This is a genomic window from Xanthobacter variabilis, assembly GCF_043831965.2.
In the GTDB taxonomy this organism is placed as follows: Bacteria; Pseudomonadota; Alphaproteobacteria; order Rhizobiales; family Xanthobacteraceae; genus Xanthobacter.
The window spans coordinates 980,852-1,006,264 of the sequence record NZ_CM195533.1 but is presented as its reverse complement, the minus strand read 5'-3'; the positions used below and the strand labels follow the sequence as shown (position 1 = coordinate 1,006,264).

General features: G+C 69.1%; 17 protein-coding genes and 1 tRNA gene. 16 read left to right on the top strand and 2 right to left on the bottom strand.

What is annotated here, in order from left to right:
- Positions 1–42: 42 nt before the first annotated feature.
- The 11 genes from V5F26_RS04365 to V5F26_RS04315 all read left to right on the top strand — a co-directional run bounded on the left by V5F26_RS04365 (position 43) and on the right by V5F26_RS04315 (position 18,125).
- On the top strand, positions 43–1,146 hold the full coding sequence (locus tag V5F26_RS04365) for a peptidoglycan-binding domain-containing protein (protein ID WP_394947823.1): 1,104 nt from the start codon (positions 43–45) through the stop codon (positions 1,144–1,146).
- Positions 1,147–1,462: 316 nt separating this feature from the next.
- Positions 1,463–3,424: a trypsin-like peptidase domain-containing protein gene (locus tag V5F26_RS04360; RefSeq protein ID WP_394947824.1), complete on the top strand. Its 1,962-nt coding sequence runs from the start codon at positions 1,463–1,465 to the stop codon at positions 3,422–3,424.
- Positions 3,421–4,761 (top strand): hypothetical protein, encoded by a 1,341-nt coding sequence (locus V5F26_RS04355; RefSeq protein WP_394947825.1) that lies wholly within the window; start codon positions 3,421–3,423, stop codon positions 4,759–4,761. Before V5F26_RS04360 ends, V5F26_RS04355 begins: the two co-directional genes overlap by 4 nt.
- Before the next feature lie 24 nt (positions 4,762–4,785).
- Positions 4,786–7,884, top strand: coding sequence for a virulence factor SrfB (locus V5F26_RS04350; protein WP_509210539.1), 3,099 nt, complete (start codon positions 4,786–4,788; stop codon positions 7,882–7,884).
- Positions 7,885–7,892: 8 nt separating this feature from the next.
- On the top strand, positions 7,893–10,622 hold the full coding sequence (locus V5F26_RS04345; protein ID WP_394947827.1) for a virulence factor SrfC family protein: 2,730 nt from the start codon (positions 7,893–7,895) through the stop codon (positions 10,620–10,622).
- Position 10,623: 1 nt separating this feature from the next.
- On the top strand, positions 10,624–11,703 hold the full coding sequence (locus tag V5F26_RS04340; protein WP_394947828.1) for a hypothetical protein: 1,080 nt from the start codon (positions 10,624–10,626) through the stop codon (positions 11,701–11,703).
- On the top strand, positions 11,700–13,646 hold the full coding sequence (locus tag V5F26_RS04335) for a vWA domain-containing protein (protein ID WP_394947829.1): 1,947 nt from the start codon (positions 11,700–11,702) through the stop codon (positions 13,644–13,646). Before V5F26_RS04340 ends, V5F26_RS04335 begins: the two co-directional genes overlap by 4 nt.
- A gap of 69 nt (positions 13,647–13,715) precedes the next feature.
- A complete protein-coding gene (locus V5F26_RS04330; protein WP_394947830.1) occupies positions 13,716–14,525 on the top strand; it encodes an ATP-binding cassette domain-containing protein in 810 nt (269 codons plus the stop codon).
- Positions 14,522–15,703: an ABC transporter permease family protein gene (locus tag V5F26_RS04325; RefSeq protein ID WP_394947831.1), complete on the top strand. Its 1,182-nt coding sequence runs from the start codon at positions 14,522–14,524 to the stop codon at positions 15,701–15,703. Before V5F26_RS04330 ends, V5F26_RS04325 begins: the two co-directional genes overlap by 4 nt.
- Positions 15,700–17,265 carry a formylglycine-generating enzyme family protein gene (locus tag V5F26_RS04320; protein WP_394947832.1) on the top strand — a complete coding sequence of 522 codons (1,566 nt, stop codon included), beginning with the start codon at positions 15,700–15,702 and terminating at the stop codon, positions 17,263–17,265. Before V5F26_RS04325 ends, V5F26_RS04320 begins: the two co-directional genes overlap by 4 nt.
- Positions 17,265–18,125: a PAN domain-containing protein gene (locus V5F26_RS04315; RefSeq protein ID WP_394947833.1), complete on the top strand. Its 861-nt coding sequence runs from the start codon at positions 17,265–17,267 to the stop codon at positions 18,123–18,125. The genes V5F26_RS04320 and V5F26_RS04315 overlap by 1 nt, the downstream gene beginning before the upstream one ends.
- Positions 18,126–18,492: 367 nt before the next feature.
- Here the strand turns inward: V5F26_RS04315 and V5F26_RS04310 are convergent.
- Together V5F26_RS04310 and V5F26_RS04305 are read right to left on the bottom strand one after the other, a co-directional pair.
- A tRNA-Lys gene (locus tag V5F26_RS04310) sits at positions 18,493–18,568 on the bottom strand.
- Positions 18,569–18,889: 321 nt separating this feature from the next.
- A complete protein-coding gene (locus tag V5F26_RS04305) occupies positions 18,890–19,654 on the bottom strand; it encodes an SDR family NAD(P)-dependent oxidoreductase (RefSeq protein ID WP_394947834.1) in 765 nt (254 codons plus the stop codon).
- 324 nt (positions 19,655–19,978) lie between these two features.
- Here V5F26_RS04305 and fabI point away from each other — a divergent pair, with 324 nt between their 5' ends.
- The 5 genes from fabI (at position 19,979) to V5F26_RS04280 (ending at position 24,871) form a co-directional block, all read left to right on the top strand.
- Positions 19,979–20,743 carry an enoyl-ACP reductase FabI gene (fabI, locus tag V5F26_RS04300; RefSeq protein ID WP_234052789.1) on the top strand — a complete coding sequence of 255 codons (765 nt, stop codon included), beginning with the start codon at positions 19,979–19,981 and terminating at the stop codon, positions 20,741–20,743.
- Positions 20,744–20,850: 107 nt separating this feature from the next.
- On the top strand, positions 20,851–22,248 hold the full coding sequence (locus tag V5F26_RS04295; RefSeq protein ID WP_394058315.1) for a bifunctional enoyl-CoA hydratase/phosphate acetyltransferase: 1,398 nt from the start codon (positions 20,851–20,853) through the stop codon (positions 22,246–22,248).
- Positions 22,249–22,250: 2 nt separating this feature from the next.
- Positions 22,251–23,462 (top strand): acetate/propionate family kinase, encoded by a 1,212-nt coding sequence (locus V5F26_RS04290; RefSeq protein ID WP_394947835.1) that lies wholly within the window; start codon positions 22,251–22,253, stop codon positions 23,460–23,462.
- Positions 23,463–23,519: 57 nt separating this feature from the next.
- Positions 23,520–24,173 (top strand): CoA transferase subunit A, encoded by a 654-nt coding sequence (locus V5F26_RS04285; protein WP_234052791.1) that lies wholly within the window; start codon positions 23,520–23,522, stop codon positions 24,171–24,173.
- Positions 24,173–24,871 carry a 3-oxoacid CoA-transferase subunit B gene (locus tag V5F26_RS04280; protein WP_394947836.1) on the top strand — a complete coding sequence of 233 codons (699 nt, stop codon included), beginning with the start codon at positions 24,173–24,175 and terminating at the stop codon, positions 24,869–24,871. The genes V5F26_RS04285 and V5F26_RS04280 overlap by 1 nt, the downstream gene beginning before the upstream one ends.
- The last annotated feature ends 542 nt before the right edge of the window (positions 24,872–25,413 follow it).

Here is a 25,413-nt window from a genome sequence, read left to right as displayed (position 1 = left end):
GATCGGGTGTGCAGGAACATGGGGCGGCGTGGCTTTTCGGGGGTGGCAATCCTCCTCTCCACCATGATGGTGGCAAACTCCGCCGAGGCGGGATCGCGGGACGTTCTGCTTGGCATCGGCGCGGGCATCATCGGCGGCGCGGTGCTGCACGGGCTCGCTCACCCGCCGCAGCCACAGTATCAGGCGCCAGCACGCCAGCGCGCGCCGGCCAGCGCACCGCGCCGCCAGCAGCCCTCGGCCGAGGACCAGGCGGCGCGCCAGCGCGCGGCCGCGGAGCGTGAGCGGGTGGCCGATATCCAGGCCCGCCTCAACACCCTGGAGTTCGACGCCGGAACGCCCGACGGCGTTGCCGGCAGCCAGACCCGCGCCGCCATCCGCGCGTTTCAGATGAGCCTCGGCCACCCCCAGACCGGGGAAATGACCGCCGAGCAATATGAGACGCTGAAGGTGACGACCAGCGCGACCCCGCTGCCTGTGCAGCAGGCCGCGCCGCTTCCACCCGCTCAGGATGCACCGTCCGCGCCAGTGCTCTCGGCGTCGACCACGGCGGCTTCCGTCCCCGGGCACGTCTCCTTCGGAACGCCTGAGCGCGTCATGCCCGACCTCGACGTGTTCGGCATCCGCCCGCTGGACAGCCGGAGCGACATCCGGGCGAAGCTGTCGCAGGCCGGCTTCAGTGACTGCCGCGAGCAGGGCTCCACCGTGTCGTGCAGCATGGCCACGGACACCATGTCCGACACCGTGCTGGTGGCCCTCTCCGGCGCACCGGAGGCCTCCGCCTACCTGGTGATGCGCACCGTGCGCCTGAAGATCGCAGCCGAGCGCGGCGGCGTCGTCAACCGCATGCGCGAGCGCTACGCCGCGCTGGTGGACGCGCCAGACACCCTGCTCGCGTCCGGCGAAGCCTGCCGCCAGCAGGCGCTGCCCGTCGTGCGCGCCGGCATGGGCTCCTTCACGCGGGACGCCGCCAATGGCGGCCCCGGCGAGCAGACCCTGGCTCTTGCCAGCGTCTGCGACACCTTCGCCGCCATCAGCGTGCCGATTGGCGAGCGGGTGGACCAGATCTCGCTGGCCCTGTTCTCTGGACGCCCGTTGCAACCGCCAGCCGCCAATGCGGCCTCGGCCGTCAACGACATTCGCTTCTGACGCTGCGGCCATGGACGCGGCACGGCCCTGGGGACCGCGCCGCCGGATCAGGGCCCTGAGGCCATGGTCCCCCGCAATCTCATGACGACATTCGGCGCGCCGGATCGCGGAGACGGGTGGGCGGATCGAGGCGGAAACGCGTGGGGCATTCAGGCAGGATCGCGGGGGCACCGGTGAGCGACAGGAAGGCATCAAGGTCGGGCGACCGGCGCATCGCCGCGCCGTGCGTGTGGGCATGGAGCACCGGGGCGGCCCGTCGGCGCGCGTTCCGGAGCGCCACGGCGGCGCGCGGCGCGCACCCGCGAACAGGTGCGTCATGGTGAAGGCGAGCGGGCAGATCTCCGTTCTCGCCTCCACCGCGTTCGGGCCGCAGGAGGTCGCGCATTACGACGGGCAGGCGGTTCTGGCGCAGTTCGGCCGCCTGTTCGACTATCTGGGCGACTATCGCGGCGGTGAGCTGGCGGGTTTCTTCGCCATTCCGGAAGTCCGGTTCAGCGCCGCGCGCAACCTCACCCTGGTGACCTGGTACACCGATCGCGGCGGCGCGTTCCGCCCGTTCGGCGAACTTTCCGAACACGAGCGCGCCGGCGCGCGCCAGATGCTAGCCGAACGCCTTCAAGCCCTCGCGGACGTCCCCGACCCGGCCATCCTGGCGCTGCTGCGGCTGGCGCTCAACGTGCCGGACGAGAATGATATTTTCTTCAATGGCGAGGATGTGGCCCTCACCCGCTGGGGTCATCTGAGCGGGGGCGAGGCCGGGGCGGCGCTGGCCCCCTTGCTGCCACCCGGTTTCCTCGAAACCCGTGCGCCGGAAGCCGCGCCCCCAACTGCCGACCAGCTCGACGGCACGCCCCCAGCCGCCGTCGCCATGGAGGCCCAGCCTTCCTCACCACAGGAAACCTTGCGCGTCGCGCAGGCCCCCCTTGGCGCGGCGGCGCGGGAGGCGGCGGACACTTTCAGGGAGCCGGTGGTCGTCGCCGTCGACGAACGCCCGCGCTGGTGGTCGGGTCCCCTCGCCCCGATGCTGGCCTTCGTGATCTTCCTGGCGCTTTTCCTGGCCTACATTCTATGGCCGGGCAATCTCATCTATCCTGTCGCGGAAAGCCTGACGGCGGGACAAGGTCAACCTGCCGCGGAGGCCGGCCTCACCGATGAGATCCGCCGGCTCCATGGCGCCCTCAGGGGAGATGTCTGCGCCATGCAGGACGTGCCGTCCGGCTCGGCGGGCGAGATCGCACCGTCGACGCCGCAGACGGGCGCGCCGCCCCTCACACCCCCGCGTATCGACACGCCCGCGCCCCGCGCCGGCTCCGCAATCACTCCCGAGCAGCGCGCCCCGGCCGCCAACGGCGCGCCAGCGCCAGCGGCACCCGCGACCCCGCGCACGGAGCGGAGCGGACCGCGCTCCGGCGTGGCGGACACTCCGAACCATCCAAACCCGGCCCCCGCCGACGCCGCACCGCAGCCGCCCGCGAGCCCGGTGCCGCCGGGCGCGTCGCTGGTGCAGCGGCTGGACCAGAGCACGGTTTTCCTCATCGGCAACACCGCCGACGGTGTCGCCATGGGCAGCGGCATCCTTTTGGGACCGCGTCACGTGCTCACCAATTTCCATGTGGTGGAGGGCATTTCCGGCCAGGTGATGGCCACCAACCAGCATCTGGCCGCCATCGTCCCCGCCCGGGTGGTGGCACGTTCCGCCTCTTCCGACATCTCCACCCAGGATTTTGCCCTGCTGGAGCTGTCGCGGCCGGTGGAGGCGCCCGCCGTGGCCTTCAGCACCGCCGCCGAGCGGCTCGACGGCGTGGTGGCCGCGGGCTTCCCCTCATTCGTTATCTCCAGCGATCCGAGCTTCATCGCCGCCTTCCGCGACGGCGATGCGGAACGCATTTCGGATCTGCAGCTCGCCCTCACCCGGGGCGAGATCACCGCCAAGCAGGCCGGTGCCACCGGCACCACCCTCATCGCCCATTCCGCCACCATCTCACAGGGTAATAGCGGCGGGCCGCTAGTGGATTCCTGCGGGCGCATCGTGGGCATCAACACCTTCGTGCGCACCGATGCGGAAAACTCGCTCCGGCTCAATTACGCCCTGAGCGCGACCGACGCCGTCGCCTTCCTCCGGCAGAACGGCTTCGAGCCACAGGTAGAGCCCACGCCCTGCGCGCCCGCCGCCGCCCCACCGGCACCCGCCGGCACGGCCCATGCCGGCACCCCGCCCGCCGCCCTGCCGGCAACAGCCAACGGAGCCGGGGCGCCGCAAGGGAGCGGCCCGCAATGAGCACCTTCATCGTCTCGACGCCCCTCGCCCGCATGCAGCCGGTCGGCTCTGAGGGCGAACGCTCCCACGCGCGGCTGGCCGCCCTGCTGAAGGCCCACCTCACGCCGGCGCACGCCGCCCTGTTCGCGGACCCGGTTCCGCTGCGCGACGGCAGCGGTATCGACTGGTATGTGGAGGAAGACGGCATCGCGCGGCCGCTGTCCTCACTGCCCCCGGACCAGGCGCAGGCGGTGGGGGCGGAGGCGGAGCGCCTGCTGGCGGAGATCCGCGCCAAGGCGGACGAGATCGCGGGCCAGCCCGGCGGCCGCAGCGCCGCCGCCATCGCCCTGCGCAACGCCACGCTCCATCCCGACGCCGCGGACCTCTTCGCACTTGATACCGCGGGGAAGCTGAAGCCCGTTCTGGTGGCGTGGGGGCACCAGGCGCACGAAAGCGATGTGCCCCCGGACTTCCACATGGCCGCGCCCGGCGCCGCGCCACAGGCACCGCGGCCGAACACCCTCGCGGACGCGCCTTCCCCGCGACCCGAGCAGACACCTCAGACGCCGCCGGCGGACTCCTCCCGGCCGCAGGCCCGGAACGAGACGCCCCACGCCGCCGACGCGCAGACAGCCGCACCGCCGTCGAGCCGCACCGCCATTTTCACGCGGGTGGCCGGCGCCGGGCTCTGGAGTCGCGGCTTCCTCGCCTCGCTGCTGCTGTTGCTGGCGGCGCTGGTGCTGTTCGGGCTGATCGTCGGCTATCTGGTTCCGGCCTGCGGCCTGCGCACGCCGTTCGGCACCTTCGCCTTCGGCTTCTCCCCGGCCGGCGCCTGCGGCAGCCGGGTCGCGCGCCTCTCCCTCGATCGCGAGCTGGCGGTGCTGCGGGAGCAGGTGGCAACGCGCCGCCAGGCTTGCGCCGCACCCGCCGCTTCGCCTCCTACCGCTCCACGTTCCCAGGATTTCGAGCAGCGCATCGACCGGCGCGGCCAGGTTCAGGTCACCCTGATCTGGGACGGGACCGACGATCTCGACCTGATGATCAAATGCCCCAGGGGGCCGCTCATCCATTTCGCGCGCGGCGAGCGGCAGCACTGCGGGGGCTCGCTCGACGTGGACCGCAACGACACGCCCGAGAACCTGACCACCCGCCCGGTGGAGAACATCACCTTCCAGAACGGCCTGAGCGAGGGCGGAACCTATCCGATCTACGTCAAGCTCTACCGCAAGCGCGAGCCGAACATGCCCGTTCCCTTCCGCCTGAGGGTGCGCGAGGGCGAACAGATTCGCGAGATCGAAGGCCAGCTCACGGAACCCAACCAACTGCTACCCGTCACGGAGCTGAAGCATGCCCGCTGACACGGCCATGAAGAGGTCCACACTGTGCTCAACCGGACGATGAACGGGGTCGAAGCTCTCACCCTCATCCCGCAGAGCGGGATCCAGTTTGTCGAATATGGCTTCGACCTCCAGGGTTCGGGACAATTCTCGCGCGCATTCATCGAACGGCCGCAGCCGCCGGCCGCCGATGGGTCCATTGAAGCCACGCTCCTGCCCAACTGGAACGAATTCCAGCCCAGTGCGGAGCCGCCCATCGACGAACGCGACGGGGACGACGCCTATTCCCTCTCCAAGACCCGCGCCATCGAGGTTTTCCTCAACCGATGGGTGCCGGTTCCGTTCCTGAAGATCCAGCCCGGGCGGGACGCGCTCGGCAACGAGACCTATGCCAACGGGCCGGTGGACTGGGTGCGGGTGCGGGTGGTGGAAACCCGCAAGACCCATGGCGACACCGAGTTCACCCACCGCGCCGTGTTCGCCTTCGACACCACCTTGGTGAACGAGGTGCCCGGCCGCCCCTATCTCGGCATCAGCCCCACAGACGCGGTGCAGAGCGAGGCCTTCCGCTTCGTGCATCGCCCGCGCGACATCGCCGGCTTTCTCAAGAACGAAACCTTTCCGCAGGGGCCAGGCACGCCCGCCGTGGACAGCCAGGCCTGGCTCGTCGCCTGGCTGAAGGAGATCTTCCGCGACGCCCGCCAGCGGCAGTTTCCCCACCGCGACCTGCGGCCGGATGACTTTCCCCACGTGCTGGAGCACGTGGCCGCCTACATGACCTTCCTGGGCTATCTGGGCGAGGTGACACGCCCCGCGCGGGTGACGCTGGTGGACACGGTGAGCCGCGACCCGCGGGTGGCGCCCATCGACGTGGACCTGGTGCTCGACGTCGGCAACAGCCGTACCTGCGGGCTGCTCATTCAGAGCTTTCCCAACGACCAGGGCGTCGATCTCAACCGCTCCCTGGTGCTGGAGCTGCGCGACCTCGGCAACCCCATCCTCGCCTATCGCGACCCGTTTGAGAGCAAGGTGGAGCTGGTGCACGCAGAGTTCGGCGCCGAGGATTTCGCCAAGCGCTCCGGTCGCAGCCGCGCCTTCTTCTGGCCGAGCCTGGTGCGGCTCGGCCCGGAGGCGGCACGCTATCGCAGCCAGTCGGAAGGCACCGAGGCCACCACCGGCCTGTCCTCCCCCAAGCGCTATCTGTGGGATGTGGACCCGGTGCCGCAGAGCTGGCAATTCCGCAATGCCGAGGGACACGGACCGGACATCCATCCCCTCATCGAACGATCCATCTACCGCTATGTGAACAATCGCGGAGATGTTCTCGACCAGCTGGAAGACGACCGGAAGAAATACGGCCTGAACGTGCGCGCCGCCGATCGCGACAGTGCGGAGATGCTGCGCTTTTCCCGCTCGTCCTTCTTCACCTTCATGCTGGTGGAGATCATCAGCCAGGCGCTGATGATGATCAACAATCCCGGCACCCGCCGCAAGGACCGGGAAAAGGACACGCCGCGCCGGCTGCGCTCCATCGTGATGACCATTCCTTCCGCCACCCCGGTGCAGGAGCAGCGCATCATCCGCTCGCGCACGGAGGCGGCCATCAAGCTGCTGTGGTCGCTGATGGGTTGGACCGCCGAGGTACCCGGCGCCCCCAAGCCGCCGGTGCTGCACACCTTCTGGGACGAGGCCAGCTCGGTCCACCTCGTCTATCTCTATGGCGAGGTCACGCAGAAGCTCGGCGGCGACATCCAGCGCCTGTTCGAGGTGCTGGGGCGGGAGCGGCCACGGCTGGACCAGGACGGCAAGGTGATCTCCGAACGCCCCGAGAAAAGCCTCAGAATTGCCAGCGTGGATATTGGCGGCGGCACCACGGACGTCATGGTGACGACCTATCACCAGGTGGACAACCGCGCGCTCATCCCCGTGCAGAACTTCCGCGAGGGGTTCCGGCGCGCCGGCGACGACCTGGTGCGACTGGTCATCGAGCGGCTGGTGATGTCCGCAATAGAGGTGCAGCTCACGGCCTGCGGCCTGGCTTATGCCCGCAACCTCCTGCGCGACCGCTTCTCCGACGACAGCCCCGGCATGTCGGAGGCGGACAAGCACTTGCGCCGGCAGTTCGTGCAGGGGCTGCTGCGTCCGGTGGCCCTTGCCGTCCTGGAGGCGGCGGAGAATGCCGCGGGCCCCGCGCTGGTGCCGGAAACGCGGCGCTTCGCCGATTTCTTTCCGCCGCTGGAGCCGCTGCTTCAGCCCGGCAACCCGATCCTGGCCTATCTGGAAACCGATGTGCGCCGGCGCGGAGCGGTGGGCTTCAGCCTCGCGGATGTGCCCGTCGCCCTCGACTTCCAGGCCCTGGATGACTGCATCCGCGCCACTTTCGACACCATCTTCAGGAACATCGCCGACGCCATCTACAAGCTGGAAGCCGATGTGGTGCTGCTGACCGGCCGCCCCTCCTGCCAGCCCGGCCTGGTGCGGCTGTTCCGCAACCACCACGCCGTCACGGTGGACCGGGTGGTGGCCATCGCCGACTACCGGGTGGGCAACTGGTATCCATTCCGGCGCGCGGCCCAGAGCGTCATCAGCGATCCCAAGACCACGGCCGTGGTGGGCGGCATGCTGCTGACCCTGGCCTCGGGCCAGCTTGTCAACTTCACGCTCTACACCTCCGGCATCGTCATGCGCTCCACCGCCCGTTTCATCGGCGAGATGGAGACCGATGGCATGATCAAAACGGAGAAGATCTATTTCTCCGACATCGAGCTCGATGAAAAGCCCAGCGGCGAGGAAGGCTTCACCTTCACCTATCACTCGCCCCTTCGCATCGGCTACCGCCAGCTTGCGCGCGAAGACTGGGTGGCGGCCCCGCTCTACCGGCTGCGCATGATCCCCAGCGAGAGGATCAAGCTCGCCCCGCCCATCCAGGTGATCATCGCCCGCAAGCCGGTGGAGGTGGAGCCCGACGCCTCCGCCCTTGCCCTGCTGAAGAGCGAGGCCACCCGCGAGGAATTCATGATCGAGGAGGCGACCGACGCCCAGGACCGATCCGTGACCGCCCTCATGGAGCTGAAGCTCGATACCTCGCCACCGGATACGGACGGGACCTACTGGCTCGATTCCGGCATCCTCAAGATCGCTTAGGTGTGGTGATGCAGCACGATTGGCATTCCGAGTGCGGGCAGCTCCTCGACGAAGCGAGGCAGGCCATCGCCTGGGTGAAAGATCCTGGAAACGAGCGCGTGCTCGGCCCGGAGCGCGGGGGGGCGGAGAAGGGCCTGCGCCGGCTGGTGACCGAGGTGGCGAAGCTCGACCGCGCGGTCGACCGGCCAGCCTGCGTCGGCATCTTCGGGCCCAGCCAGGCGGGCAAGTCCTACCTCGTCTCGGTGCTGGCGAGCGGCACCGGGCAATCGCTCCGGGCCAGCTTCGCCGGACAGGCCGAGCCCATCGATTTCCTGAAGGAGATCAATCCCGGCGGCGAGCGGGAATCCACCGGCGTCGTCACGCGCTTTTCCTGTCGTCCCCGCACCACGCCCGAGGGCTTCCCGGTCTGTCTGCGGCTGCTGTCCGAGGCCGACATCATCAAGATCCTCGGCAATTCCGCCTTCCTCGACAGCGCCCCAGGCAAGGGCCCGGTGCCGGACACCGAGGCCATTCGCGCAGCCTTGGCGGCCGCCGAGGCCCGCCGCCAGCCGGCCGCGCCGGACGACAATCGCCTGACGACGGAAGACATCTGGGACATCCAGGACTATTTCGAGCGCAGTTTCGAGGGGGCCCGCGCCCTCGAGGGCTTGCGCAGCCTATGGGACGAGCTCGCCGAGCTCGCCCCGCGCCTCAGCCTCGCCGACCGGGCGGAGCTGTTCGCCTTCCTGTGGGGCGGGCTGCCGCAGTTTACCGCCGTCTATCGCGAGCTGGTGGGGGCGCTGGCGCGTCTTGGCTTCGCGGCCGAAGCCTATTGCCCCATGGATGCGCTGCTGCCGCGCAGCGAGAGCATCATCGATGTGCAGACCCTGGCGGGGCTCGGCCGGCCGGGCCAGCAGGACTTGCGCATCACCTCCGCCCGCGGCACGCCGATCACGCTGCCGCGCCCGGTGGTGACGGCGCTGGTGGCCGAGCTGCACATCACCATGACGAGCCGCCCCTGGCCGTTCCTGGAACACACCGACCTGCTGGACTTCCCCGGCGCCCGCGCGCGCCAGCGGCTGGACCTTGCGGAATTCCTGGCTGACGAGAGCCGCAACCCGCTGAAGGAAACCTTCCTGCGCGGCAAGGTGGCCTACCTGTTCGACCGCTACGTGGCCGAGCAGGAGCTGACCACCATGCTCCTGTGCATCAAGCCCTCCACCCAGGAGGTCACCGACCTTCCGGACATGATCGACCGCTGGATCTCCATGACCCACGGCTCCACCCCGCAGAAGCGCGCCGGCAAGGCGGTGGCCCTGTTCCTGGTTCTCACCTGGTTCGACACCCATTTCGTGGACAAGGCCGGCGAGGAGCTGGCCGATCCCGGCGACCGCTTCAAGGGCCGCCTGTCCTCCTCCATCGAAGGCTTCTTCGCCAAGGCGCACGATTGGCCCAACAATTGGGTGCCCGGCGCCGCGTTCACCAATGTCTTCTGGTTCCGCAATCCCAGCTATCCGGCGGAATCGATCATGCAATATGACGACCGGCGCCGGGAGATCGGCCTGCGGGCGGACCGGGCGGAGTACGTGGAGCGGCTGCGGGCCGGCTACCTCAACGTGCCAAGCGTGCGGCGCTATTTCGCCGATCCCGGCCGCGCCTTCGACGAGGGGCTGCGACCCAATGACGGCGGTGTCAGCTATCTGGCCGAGCGCCTGGAGCCCATCTGCCGGCCGGAGCTGAAGCAACAGCAGGTCGCCGCGCGGTTCGAAACCCTGTGCGAACAGCTTCTCGACCTGGTCGGCCGCTTCCATGTCAGCACCGATGTGGAAAAGCGGCTGGAGGAGCGCCGGGCGGTGGCCCAGCAGATCCTGACCCATGTGGGCCAGCTCTTCCAGGAGGCGCGCTTCGGCGACCTGCTCACGGCGCTGCTGTGCTCCGAGCACCTGTTCTCCGAGGTGCTGTACAGCGCTTATACCCGCCGCTCCAAGGCCCCGGAGCACACCACCGCGGCCAGCACCGCCGAGCCGCCCCACCCGCCCGCGATTCCACGGCCGACGCCCGGGCTTCCCCCCCTGCCCGGGCTTCCCCCCATGCCGGGCCTGCCCCCGCGCCCCGGCCACCCGGCAGCGAACCCGGCGCACGGCACGGGGGCGAACGGCCGGCCGGCTGGCGCGGGTCGGTCCATCCCCGCCATGCTGGCGCGCGCCGCCGTGGAATTCTGGATCAATGGCCTGCGTGCCGCCAGCGAGAGCGATGCGCTCGGTCAATACTTCCGCGGCGACCCCAGGATGGCGCGTGAGCTGGTGAACGAGCTGACCGCCACCGCCCGCCGCACCGGCCTTGAGGACGCGGTGGCCGCGGCCATGGAGCGCCTCGCCGGCAACATCAGCGAGAGCGCGGACACGGTGCTGGAAAAAGCGGCCTTCGCCTGCGCCACCACCATCAATGGCTTCGTCACCCATTTCCGGTTCGGCGAGGCGGCCCCCGCGGCACGCCCCCTGGCCCCCAATGGCGATGGCCAACAGGTGCCCCTCTTCACCCGGCCGGCGGCCGCCAATTGCGCCCGCGAGCTGGCCCTGCCCCCCGGACATCAGGAGTACGACGCATTGTCGTTCTGGATGTACGGCTTCCACGCCGTGGTGGAGGACAACGCCAAGTCCCAGGACGGGCTCGACATCGACATCACCCGTAACGCCGCCCTCGGCAGCATCCTCGACCATGTGCGCCGCCTCGGCGCCCCGAGCGCGCAGCGAGGCTGACGTGACGCGACGCCTGACCATCCGCGAAGACCAGAGCCTGCCCCCCGGCTGGGCGGCAATCACCATCAGCGCGCCGCCGGCAGGCCTGGCGCCGCTTTTGTCCATCACCCGCCGCGGCTATGCGGACACGCCCCATCTCGGCCCGGCCGGCTGGCAGTCCGCCGAATGCCTCATTGAGGCGTCCCGTGTCCGCGCCATCGACGGTGCGCAGGAATGGCTGTTCGGGCCCCAGGTGACACAGCACCTGTCCCTTGAAATGGACGTGCTGATCAAGGTGCCCGGCGCCGGCATCGAGGAACGGCACTTCTGGCCCGAGGTGAGCCATGGAGCCGCCGTCGCCATCACCCCCCTCACGACCACGGGCGCGGGGCCGGCACCGGTCCCGCCGGCGCCCTTCGCAGCCAGGAGGGACACGGCCGCCCCGGGCGAGGCTGCGCCCGCGAGCGGCCCCGTGGGCGCCCCCAAGGATGCCCCCATGGATGCCCCCACGGACGCCCCGGCGTCGCCGGAGCCCGAGGCATCCGCCCCCTCATTGGGGCCGGAGCCTGACCACGCGGCGGCGGCGCCCCCGCCACCCCGGCAGCGCGCCTGGTGGCGGAGCCGGCGCGGCATGCTGGCATTGACGGGCCTCGCGGCGATCGTGGTGCTGTGCGTCCTGTTCGCCACGCAGATGCTCCCGCTGGCGGACACCACCGCCACCTTCCAGGAGCGCTATGAGAGCTACAGCCGGCAGGGCGGCCACGCGGACGAGCTTTACACTCTCGCGCGCGAAGCCATGGGCACGGGCGAAGACGAAATCGCGTTCAAGGCCCTCACCCTGTCCGCCGACAGGGGTGGAGCCGCGGCCGCCCTCCAGCTCGCCCGCTGGTACGATCCAAACGCAGCCGACCACGGCCGCCTGAGGCCCGACGCCGCCAGCGCCGCCATCTACTATCTGGAGCTGAGCCAGCGGGGCGACCCTGCGGCCCAGGACAGCCTGCGCGCCTTGTGCCGCGCTGCGTCCGATCCGGAGCGAAGCCGCGATGAGGCCTTCGCATCCTTTGATTTCGCCAGCTTCTGCACTCCCGAGGTTCGCCGATGAGCGCCATCCGCATTCGCGCATTTCCATCGGCCTTGGCCGGTCTCGTGATGGCCGTAGCGGCAGCTTTTGGAGGCGGGCCGGCTGCGCACGCGCGTGAGCCGCTTCCAGTTCCGGGAAAGACCTCGCTCTATCAGCGGGTTCTCACCCGCCCCGATACCCCGCTGACCACCGCGCCCGGCGCCGGCCGGCCGAGCGAGCTGCTGCCCGCCTTCAGCATCCTCTATGTCTATGGCCGCTCGAACGAGGCCGGCGCAGGCTATCTGGAGGTAGGCCGCACCCTGCAGGGGGGCAGCGAAGGCTGGATTCCCGCTGACAAGGCCATCGAATGGCGCCAGTCCATCGTCCTCGGCTTCAACAATCCGGCGGACGGGGCCCGCAGCCTCATCTTCAATACGTCCGACGCGCTGGAGCAGACCTACGCCACGCCCGACATCGCCGCCCGCCTCACCGAGCTGCGCCAGCAGGCGGACCAGCGCACACTTCCGCCGGGCAGTCCGGTCATCTCCATCGCACCGTCGCGGTTCGTGGATATCACCCGCGAATTCTACATCCTGCCCATTCTGGAAGCGCGGCGGATCCGCCTTCCCGGCAACCCCGCCGCCAAGCTGCTGCGCATTGCCTCGGTGTCGGAGCGCGCGCAGGCGTCCCGGGCCGACATGGGCGCGGAGGACGCGCTGCGCGACTTCAAGATCGGCATCACCTTCGTCATCGACACCACGCAGTCCATGCAGCCCTACATTGACGAGGTTCAGGCCGCCATCCGGCGGCTGCGCGATCGCATCGCCGGCAGCCCGCAGGCCGACCGCTTCCGGTTCGGCCTGGTGGCCTTTCGCGACAGCACGCGGATCGTGCCGCAGCTCGATTACGTGACCCGCGTCTTCCTGCCGCTCAGTGAGACTTCCACCGCCGACCGCTTCCTGGACGCGATCCGGCAGGTCCAAGCGGCCCACGTCAGCAGCGACGGCTTCACGGAGGATTCCATCGGCGGCGTGGCCACCGCCATGGAGCAGATGAACTGGGCGCCCTTCGGCGGCCGCTACATCATCCTCATCACCGATGCCGGGCCGCGCCCGGCCGACGCGGACGCCCTGAAAGGCGCCCTCGCCCCCCGCGAGCTCCAGACCATGCTGGAGCGCCAGCACCAGCTCGCCCTGTTCACGCTGCACCTGAAGACGCCACCCGGCCGTGCCGACCACGCCAGCGCGGAGAACGCCTATCGCCAGCTCTCCTTCTACGCCGAAACCCCGCTTTATTTTCCCATCGAGGGCGGCGAACAACAGGCCTTTGCCCGGCAGATCGACGCCCTGGCCAACGAACTCGAACTCATGGTGAAGGGCGCCATGGACGGGCGCCTGCAACAGGCGCGCGCGGGCCGCGGCGCGGATATTTCCGGCACGGCGGGGCGGGTCGGCCTGGCCATGCAGCTCGCCTATCTCGGCAGCCGCACCTCCACGGCCGCCCCACCCGTGTTCGAGGGCTGGCTCACCGATCGTGACCCGGCGGACCGCATGGCGCTGCCGGTGACGCCCTATCTGCTGATGTCGAAGAACGAGTTGGCAGCCCTCCGCGACGTCATCAAGCGGGCCGTCGATATCGCCACCGATCCCATGCGATCCAGTCGCGGCGACTTCTTTCGCCAGCTCCGCGAGTCCGTCGCCCTCGCGGCGCGGCGCCCCGAGGCGGTGCAGAGCGCCGGCACGCTCGGCGCTCTGCTCGGCGAATACTTGCAGGACCTTCCCTACAACAGCCAGGTGATCAATCTCACCATGGAAGACTTCCGCAACATGTCGCCGGAGCGGGAGCGCCAGTTGACCGACGCGCTGAAGTCCAAGCTCCGGGCGCTGGATGGCCTCCACCAGGACAGCACCCGCTGGCATGCGCTCGCCCCCGGGGCCCCTCCCGGCGAGAGCGTCACCATCGTGCCCATGACTTTGCTGCCATGACCACGCTTGCCACCTCCCCGCTTGCCACCTCCCCGCTTGCCATCTCCCTGCTGCCGTGAGCATCCCGCGATGACCGCCCCCTCTGCGCTCCTGCCAGCCTCCGCGCCGCTGCTCAGCGTGGAATGGGCGCGGCGCCGCCTGTCCGACCGCGAGCGCGCGACACATATCGTGCTCAGCGACATTCGCCTGGATCCGGGCATCGCCTATGCGCTGTGCGGGCCCACCGGCATCGGCAAGACCACTGCGCTGGAAATGCTCTCCCTGGCAGCGCCCCCCGAGGGCGTCGAAACCGCGCGCATGCGGGTGCGCGACGGCGGCCGCGACATCGATGTTTCCGCACTGATGGCCGCCCGACGGCGGGCGGCCATCGCCGCCCTGCGCGGACGCCTGTTCGGCTACATCGCGCAGACCAGCCGCCTGCTGCCCTTCCTCACCGCGGCCGAGAACATCCGCGTGTCGCAGGACATCGCCGGCACCCGCGACAGCGAGGAGGTCGGCCGCCTCATGGAACGGCTGCAGATCTCCAGCCTCGCGAAAAGCTATCCGTCCAAGCTGTCGGGCGGACAACGCCAGCGGGTCTGCATCGCCCGCGCGCTGGCCCACCGGCCACCTCTGGTGTTTGCCGACGAGCCCACCAGTGCCTTGGATGAAACCACGGCGGACACTGTCCTGCGCCTGCTCGTGGACTATGCGCGCGCGGCAGCGGCGGCGGTGCTCATCATCACCCATGACACCACCTACGTGGAGCGCTTCGGGCTGCGCCTGCTAAGGATGGAGGGCTCCGGAACGGGCAGCACCTCGCGCACCCTCATCCGTGGCGCGGACGAAGACGCCGGCCCGCGCCCCTCCCTGCCGCAGGCCCTGGAGGAGCAGCCATGATCCGCGCGCTCGCACTGGCCATCCGGGCCCTGCACCACTCGATCCTCACCAATGTCCTGGGGGCCGTCACCCTGGCGGCCGTCCTCACGCCCCTGCTGGTGCTCTATGGGCTGAAGCTGGGGGTGATCGAGGGCCTGCTCGACAAGCTGCGGGCAGACCCCTCCATTCTGGCGGTGAGCGTCAGCGGCTACCGGACGATCTCGGAAGCCGAGCTCGCCGCCATTCGCGCATGGCCGGAAACCGGCTTCGCCGCCGGCGCCCCGCGCAGCATCGTCGCCTCGGCCGAGATGCGCCGCTCGCCCCAGAGCCGGGAATATGTGGACGCCGACTGGCTGCCCTCCGCCGCGGGCGAGCCGCTGCTGCCCGCCGGCGCCCCGCCCCTCGGCGACAACGACATCGCCCTGTCCGAACCGCTCGCGGAGAAGCTCGGGGCCAAGGTGGGGGACATGATCCAGGCCGCCATCTACCGCGATGACAGCGCCCATGAGCTCGCCATGGACATGCGGGTGGCCGCAGTCCTGCCCCGGGCCGCGCTGGGCGGCAGCCGGGCGCTCGTCAGCGAGGGGCGGCTCGTCACCATGGCGCGCTTCTCGGACGGCCTGGACGAGGGCCAGGCGTCCGCAACCGCGCCCCGCACCTTTGACAGCCTGCGCCTTTATGCGCGCGACCTCGACGCCGTCGCCCCCCTGGAGCGGCGCATCGCCCAGCGCGGCTTCCGGACCGGCAGCGCCGCCGAGAACATCGCCTGGGTGCGGAACCTCGAGGCCATCATGACCGGCGTATTCGCCATCGTTTGCGTGAGCGGCATCGTGGGCTATCTCGTGTCCCTCTGGGCGATGATCCAGGCCACGGTGCGCCAGGCGCGCCCCTCCCTCGCCCTGCTGCGGCTGATGGGGATGCCGGGGCGCGCGCTGCTCGCCTTTCCGCTGGTGCAGGCGGTCGCGGTGACCGCCGCCGGGATCGCCGGCGCGCTGCTGTTCGCCGGCGCCGCCTCCTTCGCGCTGAACCATTTCTACCGCATCGAGGGCACCAGCGGCGACATCTGCCGCTTGGAGCCGGTATCGCTCGCGATCGTGGCCGCAGCCTCGCTCATCACCGCGCTGCTGGTGGCGCTCACCCAGACCTTTCAGATCCGGTCGATCGTGCCCTCCGAGGCCCTGGCGGAGTCCCTCGCATGACCTCATCCCGCCGCGCCACGCCGTGCCCACGGCATCGCCTGCCTATCGGCCCATGGGTCCTGCTCGCCCTCGGCCTCCTCGCAGCGCAGCCGGCGGCGGCGGACGATGGATGGAACCCGAGGCCGGCGGCGGGCGACGTCATCTTCCCTCTGCCCTGCGACCAGAAGATCGTGTTCCGGCAGGTGGTGACCAGCGAAGGCGCGGGCGGGGCAAACGATGTTTTGGCCGACACGCCCATCCGCCTCGGTTCCCCGGCCCGCGAGGCGGCCTATCTCAATTATCTGCGCAACGACTTCGTCGCCGGTAATTTCCAGCAGGGGCGCCGCCGCTTCTACCTCATCGGCAAGTATGAGGTGACACTGGCCCAGTACAGATCGCTCATGACCGAGGGCTGCGCCCGCGCGCCTGACGACGACATCATGCCGGCCGCGCGGGTGAGTTGGTATGACGCGGAGAATTTCGCCCGGCGCCTCACCTCCCACCTCATCCGCAACGCCAACGAGCAGCTGAGCCGCGAGACCGGCACGCCGAAGGCCTTCGCACGGCTGCCCACGGAGACGGAATGGGAATTCGCGGCGCGGGGCGGCCTCGCGGTCTCGGTGGCCGATTTCCAGGCCGAGCGCTTCCCCATGCAGGGGCCACTCGTCAACTATGCCTGGGTCAACGACCCCATGAGCGCGACGGACGTCAACCCCATCGGCACCCGCGACCCCAATCCCCTCAAGCTCTATGACATCTATGGCAATCTGGCGGAGATGATGTTCGAGCCGTTCCGGCTCAACCGGGCCGGACGGCTGCACGGCCTCGCCGGCGGCGTCATTCTCAAGGGTGGCTCGTTCCAGCACGACCCGGCCTTCGCCTCCTCGTCCGGACGGGAGGAGGACACCCTGTTCGACCCCGAGAGCGGCGATGAGCGCCGCCTGCCCAACACCGGCTTCCGGCTCGTCCTGGCGGGCCCAGCCGTGCCCGCCCGTGCCAGCGACGCGCTGCAACGTGAATGGTTGCGACAGGGCGAAAGCCGGACCCCGGGCGGTGACGCGCCCCTCGCCATCATCGCCAAGGTGCGCGAATCCGTCTCCGACCTCCAGATGCTGAACGCACTCGCCTCGGTGGAGCGGGCGGTTCGCAGCCAGGCCGCTGGCGACCGCGAGCAGCAAAAGCAGCTGCTGGGCGCCCTCCTCACCAACCTCGGCGCCACCATTCAGGACATTCGCGAGCTGAAACGGCGGATCGACCACCGCGAGGGGCTGCGCCAGGACCTGCTCAGGCGCGGCAATACCAGCCAGGCCAAGGGGCTCGCCGACGAGAATGAACAGGACGCGCACAGGATGTACGGCCTCGTGCCGTTCGCGGCCGACACCATCGTCCTGGCGGCCAACCTCTTCTTGCCACAGACCATTACCGACCAGGCGCGGGCCACGTCCGGCGCGCTGAAGCAGCGCGGCTTCGAGAGGATCGCAGATGCCGCCCTGCTCGGCGGGTCCATCGCCGCGGACGTCGCACGCGGGAACCAGACCTTCAGCCGCCAGGATTTGCTCAACCGGTTCGGGAGGGAGCCGTGATGCGCTTTCCCACCACACGGCTGCTGCTGGCGGCGCTGTTGCTGCTCGCCACCATGGCCCTCCCGGCCGGGGCGCAGACCTGTTCCGCCGCAAACGAGAGCGCGTGGCGCGCGAAGGCCCTCTCCTCCAACGACCCGGCCGCGTGCGAACGCTATCTCGCCTGCTTCCAGCTGGAGGACGGCGCGGCTTCCGTGCGCCAGCGCTTGCAGGACTTGAAGAACGATCTCGCCTGCCGGCAGGCCCTGGCGGCCACCGACGCCAACGTGCTGCAGGACTTCATCGTCCGCCACGGCGATCTGGCCTGTGCCCGGCAGGTGGCCGGGCGCCTGGAGCAGCTGCGCGCCCGGCGCCAGTACGTGCCCTATCCCAACATGATCCTCGCGGGGAGCCCGCTCTCACGCGGTGCGGCCGACAGCACCGACACCTGCCAGCTGCGATGCGATGCGACCCAGCGCTGTACGGCCTACTCTTTCGAGATCACCAACCGCGCCTGCACCCTCTGGTCCACTGCCACCACGCGGATGCCAAACGGCAAAGTGAATTCCGGAGCCCTCGCCGCCGTGCCCCTGCTGACAGCGCGTGTTGAAAAGCCGCGCGTTCAGAACGACACCCAACCCACGCCCAACCCTCCCATCTTTCGGCGGATCGACGTGGGACTGGAATATTCCAACGATACGGATCGCGGCGCCGACTACAACACGCTGGACAGCATCTCCCTGCCAGCCTGCGTCGGCGCCTGTAAGCGGGACCCCCTCTGCCGCATGTTCTCTTACTACAGGGGCCTCACCACTTGCGTTCTCAAAAGCCGGGCGCAGGGTGCGCGGCCGAGCCGGAACGTGGTCAGCGGCATCAAGCGCTGAGAGGCCCCCGCATCCGCCATGGCTTTCGGAGGAACACGGGCCACGAGCCCGTCACCACCGCCTCCGCGCTTACGAGCCGGGGGCACGCCCCACGGCCGCCTGCAGCATGACCGCAGGAGGACGACCGATTTCGGGGCGTGCTGACGCGAGATGGAAGCCAGCTCGCATGAAGAAGACGCGTTGAATCAATCATTCGGAGCATGCCCAGGGGCACGAAACGAGGGTCAGCCCCGTCGCGCGGACGGTACGGTCCCGGAGACCAGAGCGGGATTGACCGCTCACGCCCGCAACCGACCGGCTTGCGCCTGAACGCAGCCCGCCATGCGGAGTTTATCTTGGGGAATTCCACCGGCTCTCGGGGAGAGAGTGGTGGGCGCACAAGGGCTCGAACCTTGGACCCGCTGATTAAGAGTCAGCTGCTCTACCAACTGAGCTATGCGCCCGTTCCGAGTTGCCCCGGAAGAGGTGGTCCGTGTAACAAACCACCCGGGGGCTGGCAACCCCTTTCATTCGAAAAATGGACAAACCGGAAAATCCGCCTGGGGATAACTCAACCCCACTTTCACCCCTACCGGACGACCGGCGCCACACTCCCGGCCGCGCCAGTGCCTCGGGAAGCCCGACGGCGCAGGGCGCCGCGCACCGGGCCGCCGGAACGGGACCACACCCACTCGAGCGCTTTCATGACCCCTCGGCCCGCTCCTCCCGCGCACCGCAGGCAGCGCCAGAGCATGCGGAAATGCGGGCGCCCCTCCCGGGAGACGCTACAGGGAGGAGACGAGGTGACCGCCGTCCACCACCAGCGAGGTGCCGTTCATGTAGGCGGCCGCCTCCGAGCAGAGGAACAGCAGCGGCCCGGACAGATCCTCAAGCCGGCCCAGCCGCCGGCTGGGAATGCGCTTCACCAAGGCCTGGCCGGCCTCGGTGGCGAAGAAGTCGCGGTTGATGTCCGTTTCCACATAGCCGGGGCAGAGCGCATTGGCGCGGATGCCGAAGCGCGCCCATTCCAGCGCCATGGAGCGGGTAAGCTGCACCAGCCCCGCCTTCGATGCCGCGTAGGCGGCCACCTGCCCCGCCACCCGGTGGCCGAGAATGGAAGCCACATTCACGATGACACCCTCCCCCTGCCCTTTCATGTGCCGGGCCGCCGCCTGAGCGGTGAGGAAGGCGCCCTTGAGATTGGTGTCGACAATGCGATCCCAACTCTCCTCGCTCATGTCGAGCAGCGGAACGGTGGCGGTGACGCCGGCATTGTTGACCAGCACGTCCAGCCGCCCGAAGGACGCGACCACCGCCTCCATGCCCGCTTCCACCGAGCGCGGATCGGTCACGTCGAGCGCCACCGGCAGGGCGGTGCCGCCGGCCTGCGCGATCCGAGCGGCGAGCGCGCCACACGCCTCCAGGTTGCGGGCACCCAGCGCCACCCGGGCCCCCGCCTTCGCCAGCTCCCCGGCAAAAAAGGCGCCCAGCCCCTGCGAGGCACCGGTGACCAAAACCACGCGCTGATCCAGCGATACCTGAAACCCCATGACCGCCTCCCTGACATCACCACCCGCCCGCCGTCTTGTTTTCTGAGCGAGCGCTCGTTTTTTTAATCGAGGTGGCGGGCCGCGACAAGCTTTCGGCGCGCCCCGGGCTGCCGGCTGGCGGCGCGAGTGTGGCCATGGACATATCCCCATGCCGCGCGCGCTTCTTCTTCGCGCGCCATGAGCAATCCGCCGACGTTCAAGCTTTCGCGAATTTTGTGCTACGCACAATTCCGTAATTGAGTATGCTGCAGCGCCGTCATCGATTTGCAGTGGATTTGCTCTAGGCGTTCGGCTGGCGCACAGCGATTGGGGAGAGGTGCTCTCATGTTTTCACTGGCGGGTCAAAAGGCTCTCGTCGTGGGCGTGGCGAATGATCAATCCATCGCCTGGGGCTGCGCCAAGGCTTTCCGCGAGCAGGGTGCGGACCTCGCCATCACCTATCTCAACCCGAAGGCCGAGCCGCATGTGCGCCCGCTGGCCGAATCCCTCGGCGCTGAGCTGATTCTGCCCCTGGACGTGACCGACGACGCGCAGATGGATCAGGTCTACGCGACCATCGCCGAAAAATGGGGCCGGCTGGACACGGTTCTGCACTCCATCGCCTTCTGCCCGCGGGAGGACCTGCACGGGCGGGTGGTGGATTCTTCCCGTCAGGGCTTCGCCATGGCCATGGATGTGTCGGTGCACTCCTTCCTGCGCATGGTGCGGCGGGCCGAACCGCTGATGCCCGCCGGCGGCACCTGCATGACCGTCTCCTTCTACGGTTCCGAGAAGGTGGTCGAGAATTACAACATCATGGGTCCCGTGAAGGCGGCCCTTGAGGCCTCGGTGCGGTACGCGGCCGCCGAGCTGGGCGAGAAGCGCATCTCCGTGCACGCCCTCTCGCCCGGGCCGCTGAAGACCCGGGCCGCCTCGGGCATCGCCGAGTTCGACGAACTGCTGGAGCTGGCCGCCGAGCGCGCCCCGACCCACCTTCTGGCCACCATCGAGGACGTGGGCGCCTACGCCGCCTTCCTCGCCAGCCGCGAGGCCGCCAACGTGACCGGCGGCGTTCACCTCATCGACGGCGGCTACAGCATCATCGGCTAAAGGCGCCGCCCGCGCGCATTCGCCTCATCCGTTTTCGTGGGTACACCCGCGCCAGGCATGGGAAGCTGGATTCCCTCCCGGACAACTCCAAGGTAAGGTTCCACCGCATGATGCGCGAAAACAAGACCTTTGACGAGCTCAAGCCGGGCGATAGCGCCGAGCTGCGCCGCTCCTGCACCACTGACGACCTGATCGTCTTTGCCAACGTCTCCGGCAACCACAACCCGATGCACTTGCCGAACCAGGACATCGACCACGACGGCAAGGAAGACGTGGTGGTGGCCCCCTCCATGTGGGTGGGCTCGCTGATTTCCGCGGTGCTCGGCAATGTGCTGCCTGGTCCCGGCACGCTCTATCGCACCCAGATGTTCCGCTTCCACGCCCGCGCCTCCGCCGGCGACGAGCTGAATGCCAAGGTGACCGTGCTCGACAAGGCGCTGGACGGCTCCGTGCGCCTCTCCACCGAGGTCCGGCGCGTGAGCGACGACGCCCTGCTGCTGGAAGGCGAAGCGGTGGTCGAGGCGCCGCGCGCCAAGTTCACCTATGAGGAACAGGAGCTGCCCGGCCTCATCGTGCAGCGCCATCGCCACTTCGACGCCCTGCTGGAGCGGGCCGAAACCCTGCCGCCCTTGTCGGTGGCCGTGGTGGCGCCGGAAGAGCCTGCCTCCCTCGGCGGCGCCCTTCTGGCCATGCGCGAAAAGCTCATCACCCCCATCCTGGTGGGCAGCGCCCGCAAGATGGAGGCGGCCGCCAAGACCCTGGGCCTGAGCCTCGACGGCATCGAGATCATCGACATGCCGGAGAACGCCGCTGCCGCCAACACCGCGGTGGACGTGGTGGTGGACGGCCGCGCCCAGGCCCTCATGAAGGGCCACCTGCACACCGACGAGCTGCTGAAGGCGGCCCTGCGCAAGGAGCGGGGCCTGCGCATCGGCCGGCGCTTCACCCACATCTTCGTCATGGACGTGCCCGGGCTCTCCCACCCGCTGCTGGTGACCGACGCCGCGATCAACATCGCGCCCGATTTGCTCACCAAGGTGGACATCTGCCAGAACGCCATCGACCTTGCCATCTCGCTGGGCATCGAGACGCCCAAGGTGGGCGTGCTTTCGGCGGTGGAGACGGTGAACCCGGCCATCGCCTCCTCGGTGGATGCCGCCTTGCTCTCCAAGATGGCCGAGCGCGGCCAGATCACCGGCGGGCTTGTGGACGGGCCGCTGGCCATGGACAATGCCGTGGACATCACCGCCGCCCGCATCAAGGGCATCCGCTCGCCGGTGGCGGGCAGCGCCGAGGTGCTGGTGGTGCCCGACCTGGACGCCGGCAACATGCTGGCCAAGCAGCTCACCTTCATTTCCCACGCCGAGGCCGCCGGCCTGGTCATGGGCGCCAAGGTGCCGATCATCCTCACCTCCCGCGCCGATGGCGAGAAGGCCCGCCTCGCCTCCTGCGCGGTGGCGGTGGTCCATCAGGCCCGTATGGCGGCCGAGAAAGAGGGAGCGTGACCATGACGCGTCCCGTCGCGCTGACGCTGAACGCCGGCTCTTCCTCGCTGAAGTTCAGCCTTTACGACATCGCGGAAGGCACCGCGGAACCGACCCTGATGGCGGTCGGCCAGGTGGACAGCATCGGCGGCAAGCCGAAGCTGAAGGCCACCCTCTCGCCGGCCACGCCGGCCATGTCCCGCGAGCTTTCCGCCTCCGAGGCATCCGACCACACGAGCGCGCTCGCCACCGCCCTGGGCGTGCTGCGGGCCCAGTATCCGGAAGCGCGGGCCTGCGTCGTGGGCCACCGCGTGGTGCATGGCGGCCCGCATTTCTCCGCCCCGGTGGTGATCACCGATGCGGTGATGCAGGAGATGCGCGAGCTTTCGCCCTTCGCGCCCATCCACCAGCCGCACAATCTGGCCGGGGTCGAGGCCGCCAAGGCCGCCTTCCCCGAGGCGCTGCAGGTGGCATGCTTCGACACCGCCTTTCACCGCGCCCACCCCAAGGTGAACGATACCTTCGCCCTGCCGCGCGAATATTACGACAAGGGCGTGCGCCGCTACGGCTTCCACGGCCTCTCCTACGAATACATCACCGGTGAGTTGCAGCGCATCGCCCCACTGCTGCATGACGGGCGCGTGGTGGTGGCGCACCTGGGCAATGGCGCCTCCATGTGCGCCATCCTGGGCGGGCGCTCGGTGGCGTCCACCATGGGCTTCACCGCCCTCGACGGCCTGCCCATGGGCACGCGCTGCGGCCAGATCGACCCCGGCGTGATCTTCTACATGGTGCAGCAGGAGGGGAAGACCATCGATGAGGTCCGCGACCTCTTCTACTACAAGAGCGGCCTGCTCGGCATGTCGGGCATCTCCAACGACATGCGCACCCTGGAAGCGGCTGACGTTCCGGAGGCCCATGAGGCCATCGACTATTTCGTGTTCCGCATCCGCCGCGAGCTCGGCGGTCTGGCCGCCGCTCTGGGCGGGCTCGACGCGCTCATCTTCTGCGGCGGCATCGGCGAGAATTCCCGCAAGATCCGCCGCCGCATCTGCGAGGGCATGAGCTGGATCGGCCTTGAGCTCGACCACGACCAGAACGACGTGGGCGCCCGCGTGATCTCCACCGAGTTCAGCCGTGCCCGCATCATGGTGATTCCCACCAACGAAGAGCTGGTGATCGCCCGCGCCTGCAAGAGCCTGCTGGCCCGGCAGCATGCGCAGGCGGCCGAATAACCATTGCTGGATGACGCCGCGACCTTTCCAAGGTTCGGCGAGAGACGAGGAAACTCCATGAAGAAGGCCATCAAAGCTGAGGCCGCCGCAGCGCTCATCCCCGATGGGGCAAGCCTGATGATCGGCGGCTTCATGGCCGTTGGCAGCCCGCTGCGCCTGATCGAGGCGCTGGTGGAACGCGGCGCGCGCGACCTGACCATCATCGCCAATGATGCCGGCCTGCCCACCAAGGGCATCGGCCGGCTGGTGCATGCGGGCGCGGTGAAGCACGCCATCATGTCCCATATTGGCCTCAACCCCGAGATCCAGCAGAAGATGATCTCCGGCGAAGTCACGGTGGAGCTGGTGCCCCAGGGCACGCTGGTAGAGCGCATCCGCGCCGCCGGCATGGGCCTGGGCGGCGTGCTCACCCCCACCGGCCTCGGCACCTCCGTGGAAGAGGGCAAGCCGGTGATCGAGGTGGACGGCAAGCGCTATTTGCTGGAAAAGCCCATTCATGCCGACTTCGCGCTCATCGGCGCGCGCCAGGCGGACTATGTGGGCAATCTCGAATATTCGCTCACCGCGCAGAACTTCAATCCCATCATGGCGCTCGCCGGCAAGACCGTGATCGCCGAGCCGGACGTGATCGTGCCCGTGGGCGTCATCCCGCCCGACGAGGTGCGCACCCCCGGTGTGCTGGTGGACCATCTTCTGGCGAGGGCTGCGTGATGCACGATAAGATCCATGCTCCGGCCGGCGCTGCCGCCACCGAGTGGAACCCCAAATCCATCATCGCCGCCCGCGTCGCGCAGGAGCTGAAGCCCGGCATGCTGGTGAATCTGGGCATCGGCCTGCCGAGCCTGGTCGCCAACTTCCTGTCGCCGGGCTCGGACGTGTTCTTCCAGGCGGAAAACGGCGTGATCGGGCTCGGCGCCCACCCGCCGGAAGGCATGGAAGACCCCTATCTCACCGATGCCGGCGGCGGCTTCGTCTCCGCCGTGCCGGGCGCGGCCTCCATCGACAGCGCCATGAGCTTCGGCCTCATCCGCGGCGGCCATCTGGACCTCACCGTGCTGGGCGGCCTGCAGGTGGACGAGCGCGGCTACCTCGCCAACTGGATGGTGCCCGGCCAGAAGGTGCCCGGCATGGGCGGCGCCATGGATCTCGTGGCCGGCGCGAAATCGGTGATCGTCGCCATGGTGCATGCGGCCAAGGGCGATCCCAAGATCGTGCCCGAATGCACCCTGCCCCTCACCGCCGCCCGGCGCGTGACGCTGGTGGTGACGGAGATGGCGGTCATCAAGCCCACCGACGACGGCCTCGTGCTGCTGGAGCGCGGGCCCGGCGTGTCGGTGGAGCAGATTCTCGCCGCCACCTCGGCCAAGCTTATCATCCCCGACGATGTGCCGGAGATGGAGCTCGACTGACGGCTACTCTCAGGCGCCCGAACCCACGGGCGCCTGTTCCGCCTTTCGGGCGGAGCGTTCCACCGCCGGCTCGGCCCCCTTGCCGATGGCCCCCACCCGCGCCTTGAAGATGGCGAGCAGCGGCCCGTCGATCTCGGCGAGGCCCTGCACCGTGACATCGCCGGGAACGAGCCCGCTCTCTTCGGGAAAGATGAAGCGGTAGCCGGGATTGGTCTTCGATTCGACGAACTCGAACAGCCGCCCCTTGCGCTCCATCTTGTAGAACACCACGAACTTGCCCTGGTAGTCGCGATATTCCACCGCGTCGATCTCCGCGAACAACGCATCCTCGCGCACCAGGAAGGCAAGGCGCTGCAGGGTCCAGTTGAACACCGCGAGCTCCCGCTCCGTGGTCACGATAGCCTCGGGCGCAGGTGGCGCCGTGGGCACATCCTGGACCGCGGCGGCGGCAGCGGCCGGTTTCGGCAAATCGAGCCGATGCAGGATCTGCCGGCTGATGAATTCGCGCAGCGCCCCCTGGATCACAGGCCGGTATTCCTCCA

Bases quoted from the DNA above. Each gene is read 5' to 3' on its own strand.
- V5F26_RS04305 (WP_394947834.1), bottom strand. From the start codon at position 19,654: ATGGGGTTTCAGGTATCGCTGGATCAGCGCGTGGTTTTGGTCACCGGT.
- V5F26_RS04355 (WP_394947825.1), top strand. From the start codon at position 3,421: ATGAGCACCTTCATCGTCTCGACGCCCCTCGCCCGCATGCAGCCGGTC.
- V5F26_RS04345 (WP_394947827.1), top strand. From the start codon at position 7,893: ATGCAGCACGATTGGCATTCCGAGTGCGGGCAGCTCCTCGACGAAGCG.
- V5F26_RS04330 (WP_394947830.1), top strand. From the start codon at position 13,716: ATGACCGCCCCCTCTGCGCTCCTGCCAGCCTCCGCGCCGCTGCTCAGC.
- V5F26_RS04285 (WP_234052791.1), top strand. From the start codon at position 23,520: ATGAAGAAGGCCATCAAAGCTGAGGCCGCCGCAGCGCTCATCCCCGAT.
- V5F26_RS04280 (WP_394947836.1), top strand. From the start codon at position 24,173: ATGCACGATAAGATCCATGCTCCGGCCGGCGCTGCCGCCACCGAGTGG.
- V5F26_RS04295 (WP_394058315.1), top strand. From the start codon at position 20,851: ATGATGCGCGAAAACAAGACCTTTGACGAGCTCAAGCCGGGCGATAGC.
- V5F26_RS04335 (WP_394947829.1), top strand. From the start codon at position 11,700: ATGAGCGCCATCCGCATTCGCGCATTTCCATCGGCCTTGGCCGGTCTC.
- fabI (WP_234052789.1), top strand. From the start codon at position 19,979: ATGTTTTCACTGGCGGGTCAAAAGGCTCTCGTCGTGGGCGTGGCGAAT.
- V5F26_RS04320 (WP_394947832.1), top strand. From the start codon at position 15,700: ATGACCTCATCCCGCCGCGCCACGCCGTGCCCACGGCATCGCCTGCCT.
- V5F26_RS04290 (WP_394947835.1), top strand. From the start codon at position 22,251: ATGACGCGTCCCGTCGCGCTGACGCTGAACGCCGGCTCTTCCTCGCTG.
- V5F26_RS04325 (WP_394947831.1), top strand. From the start codon at position 14,522: ATGATCCGCGCGCTCGCACTGGCCATCCGGGCCCTGCACCACTCGATC.
- V5F26_RS04315 (WP_394947833.1), top strand. From the start codon at position 17,265: ATGCGCTTTCCCACCACACGGCTGCTGCTGGCGGCGCTGTTGCTGCTC.
- V5F26_RS04360 (WP_394947824.1), top strand. From the start codon at position 1,463: ATGGTGAAGGCGAGCGGGCAGATCTCCGTTCTCGCCTCCACCGCGTTC.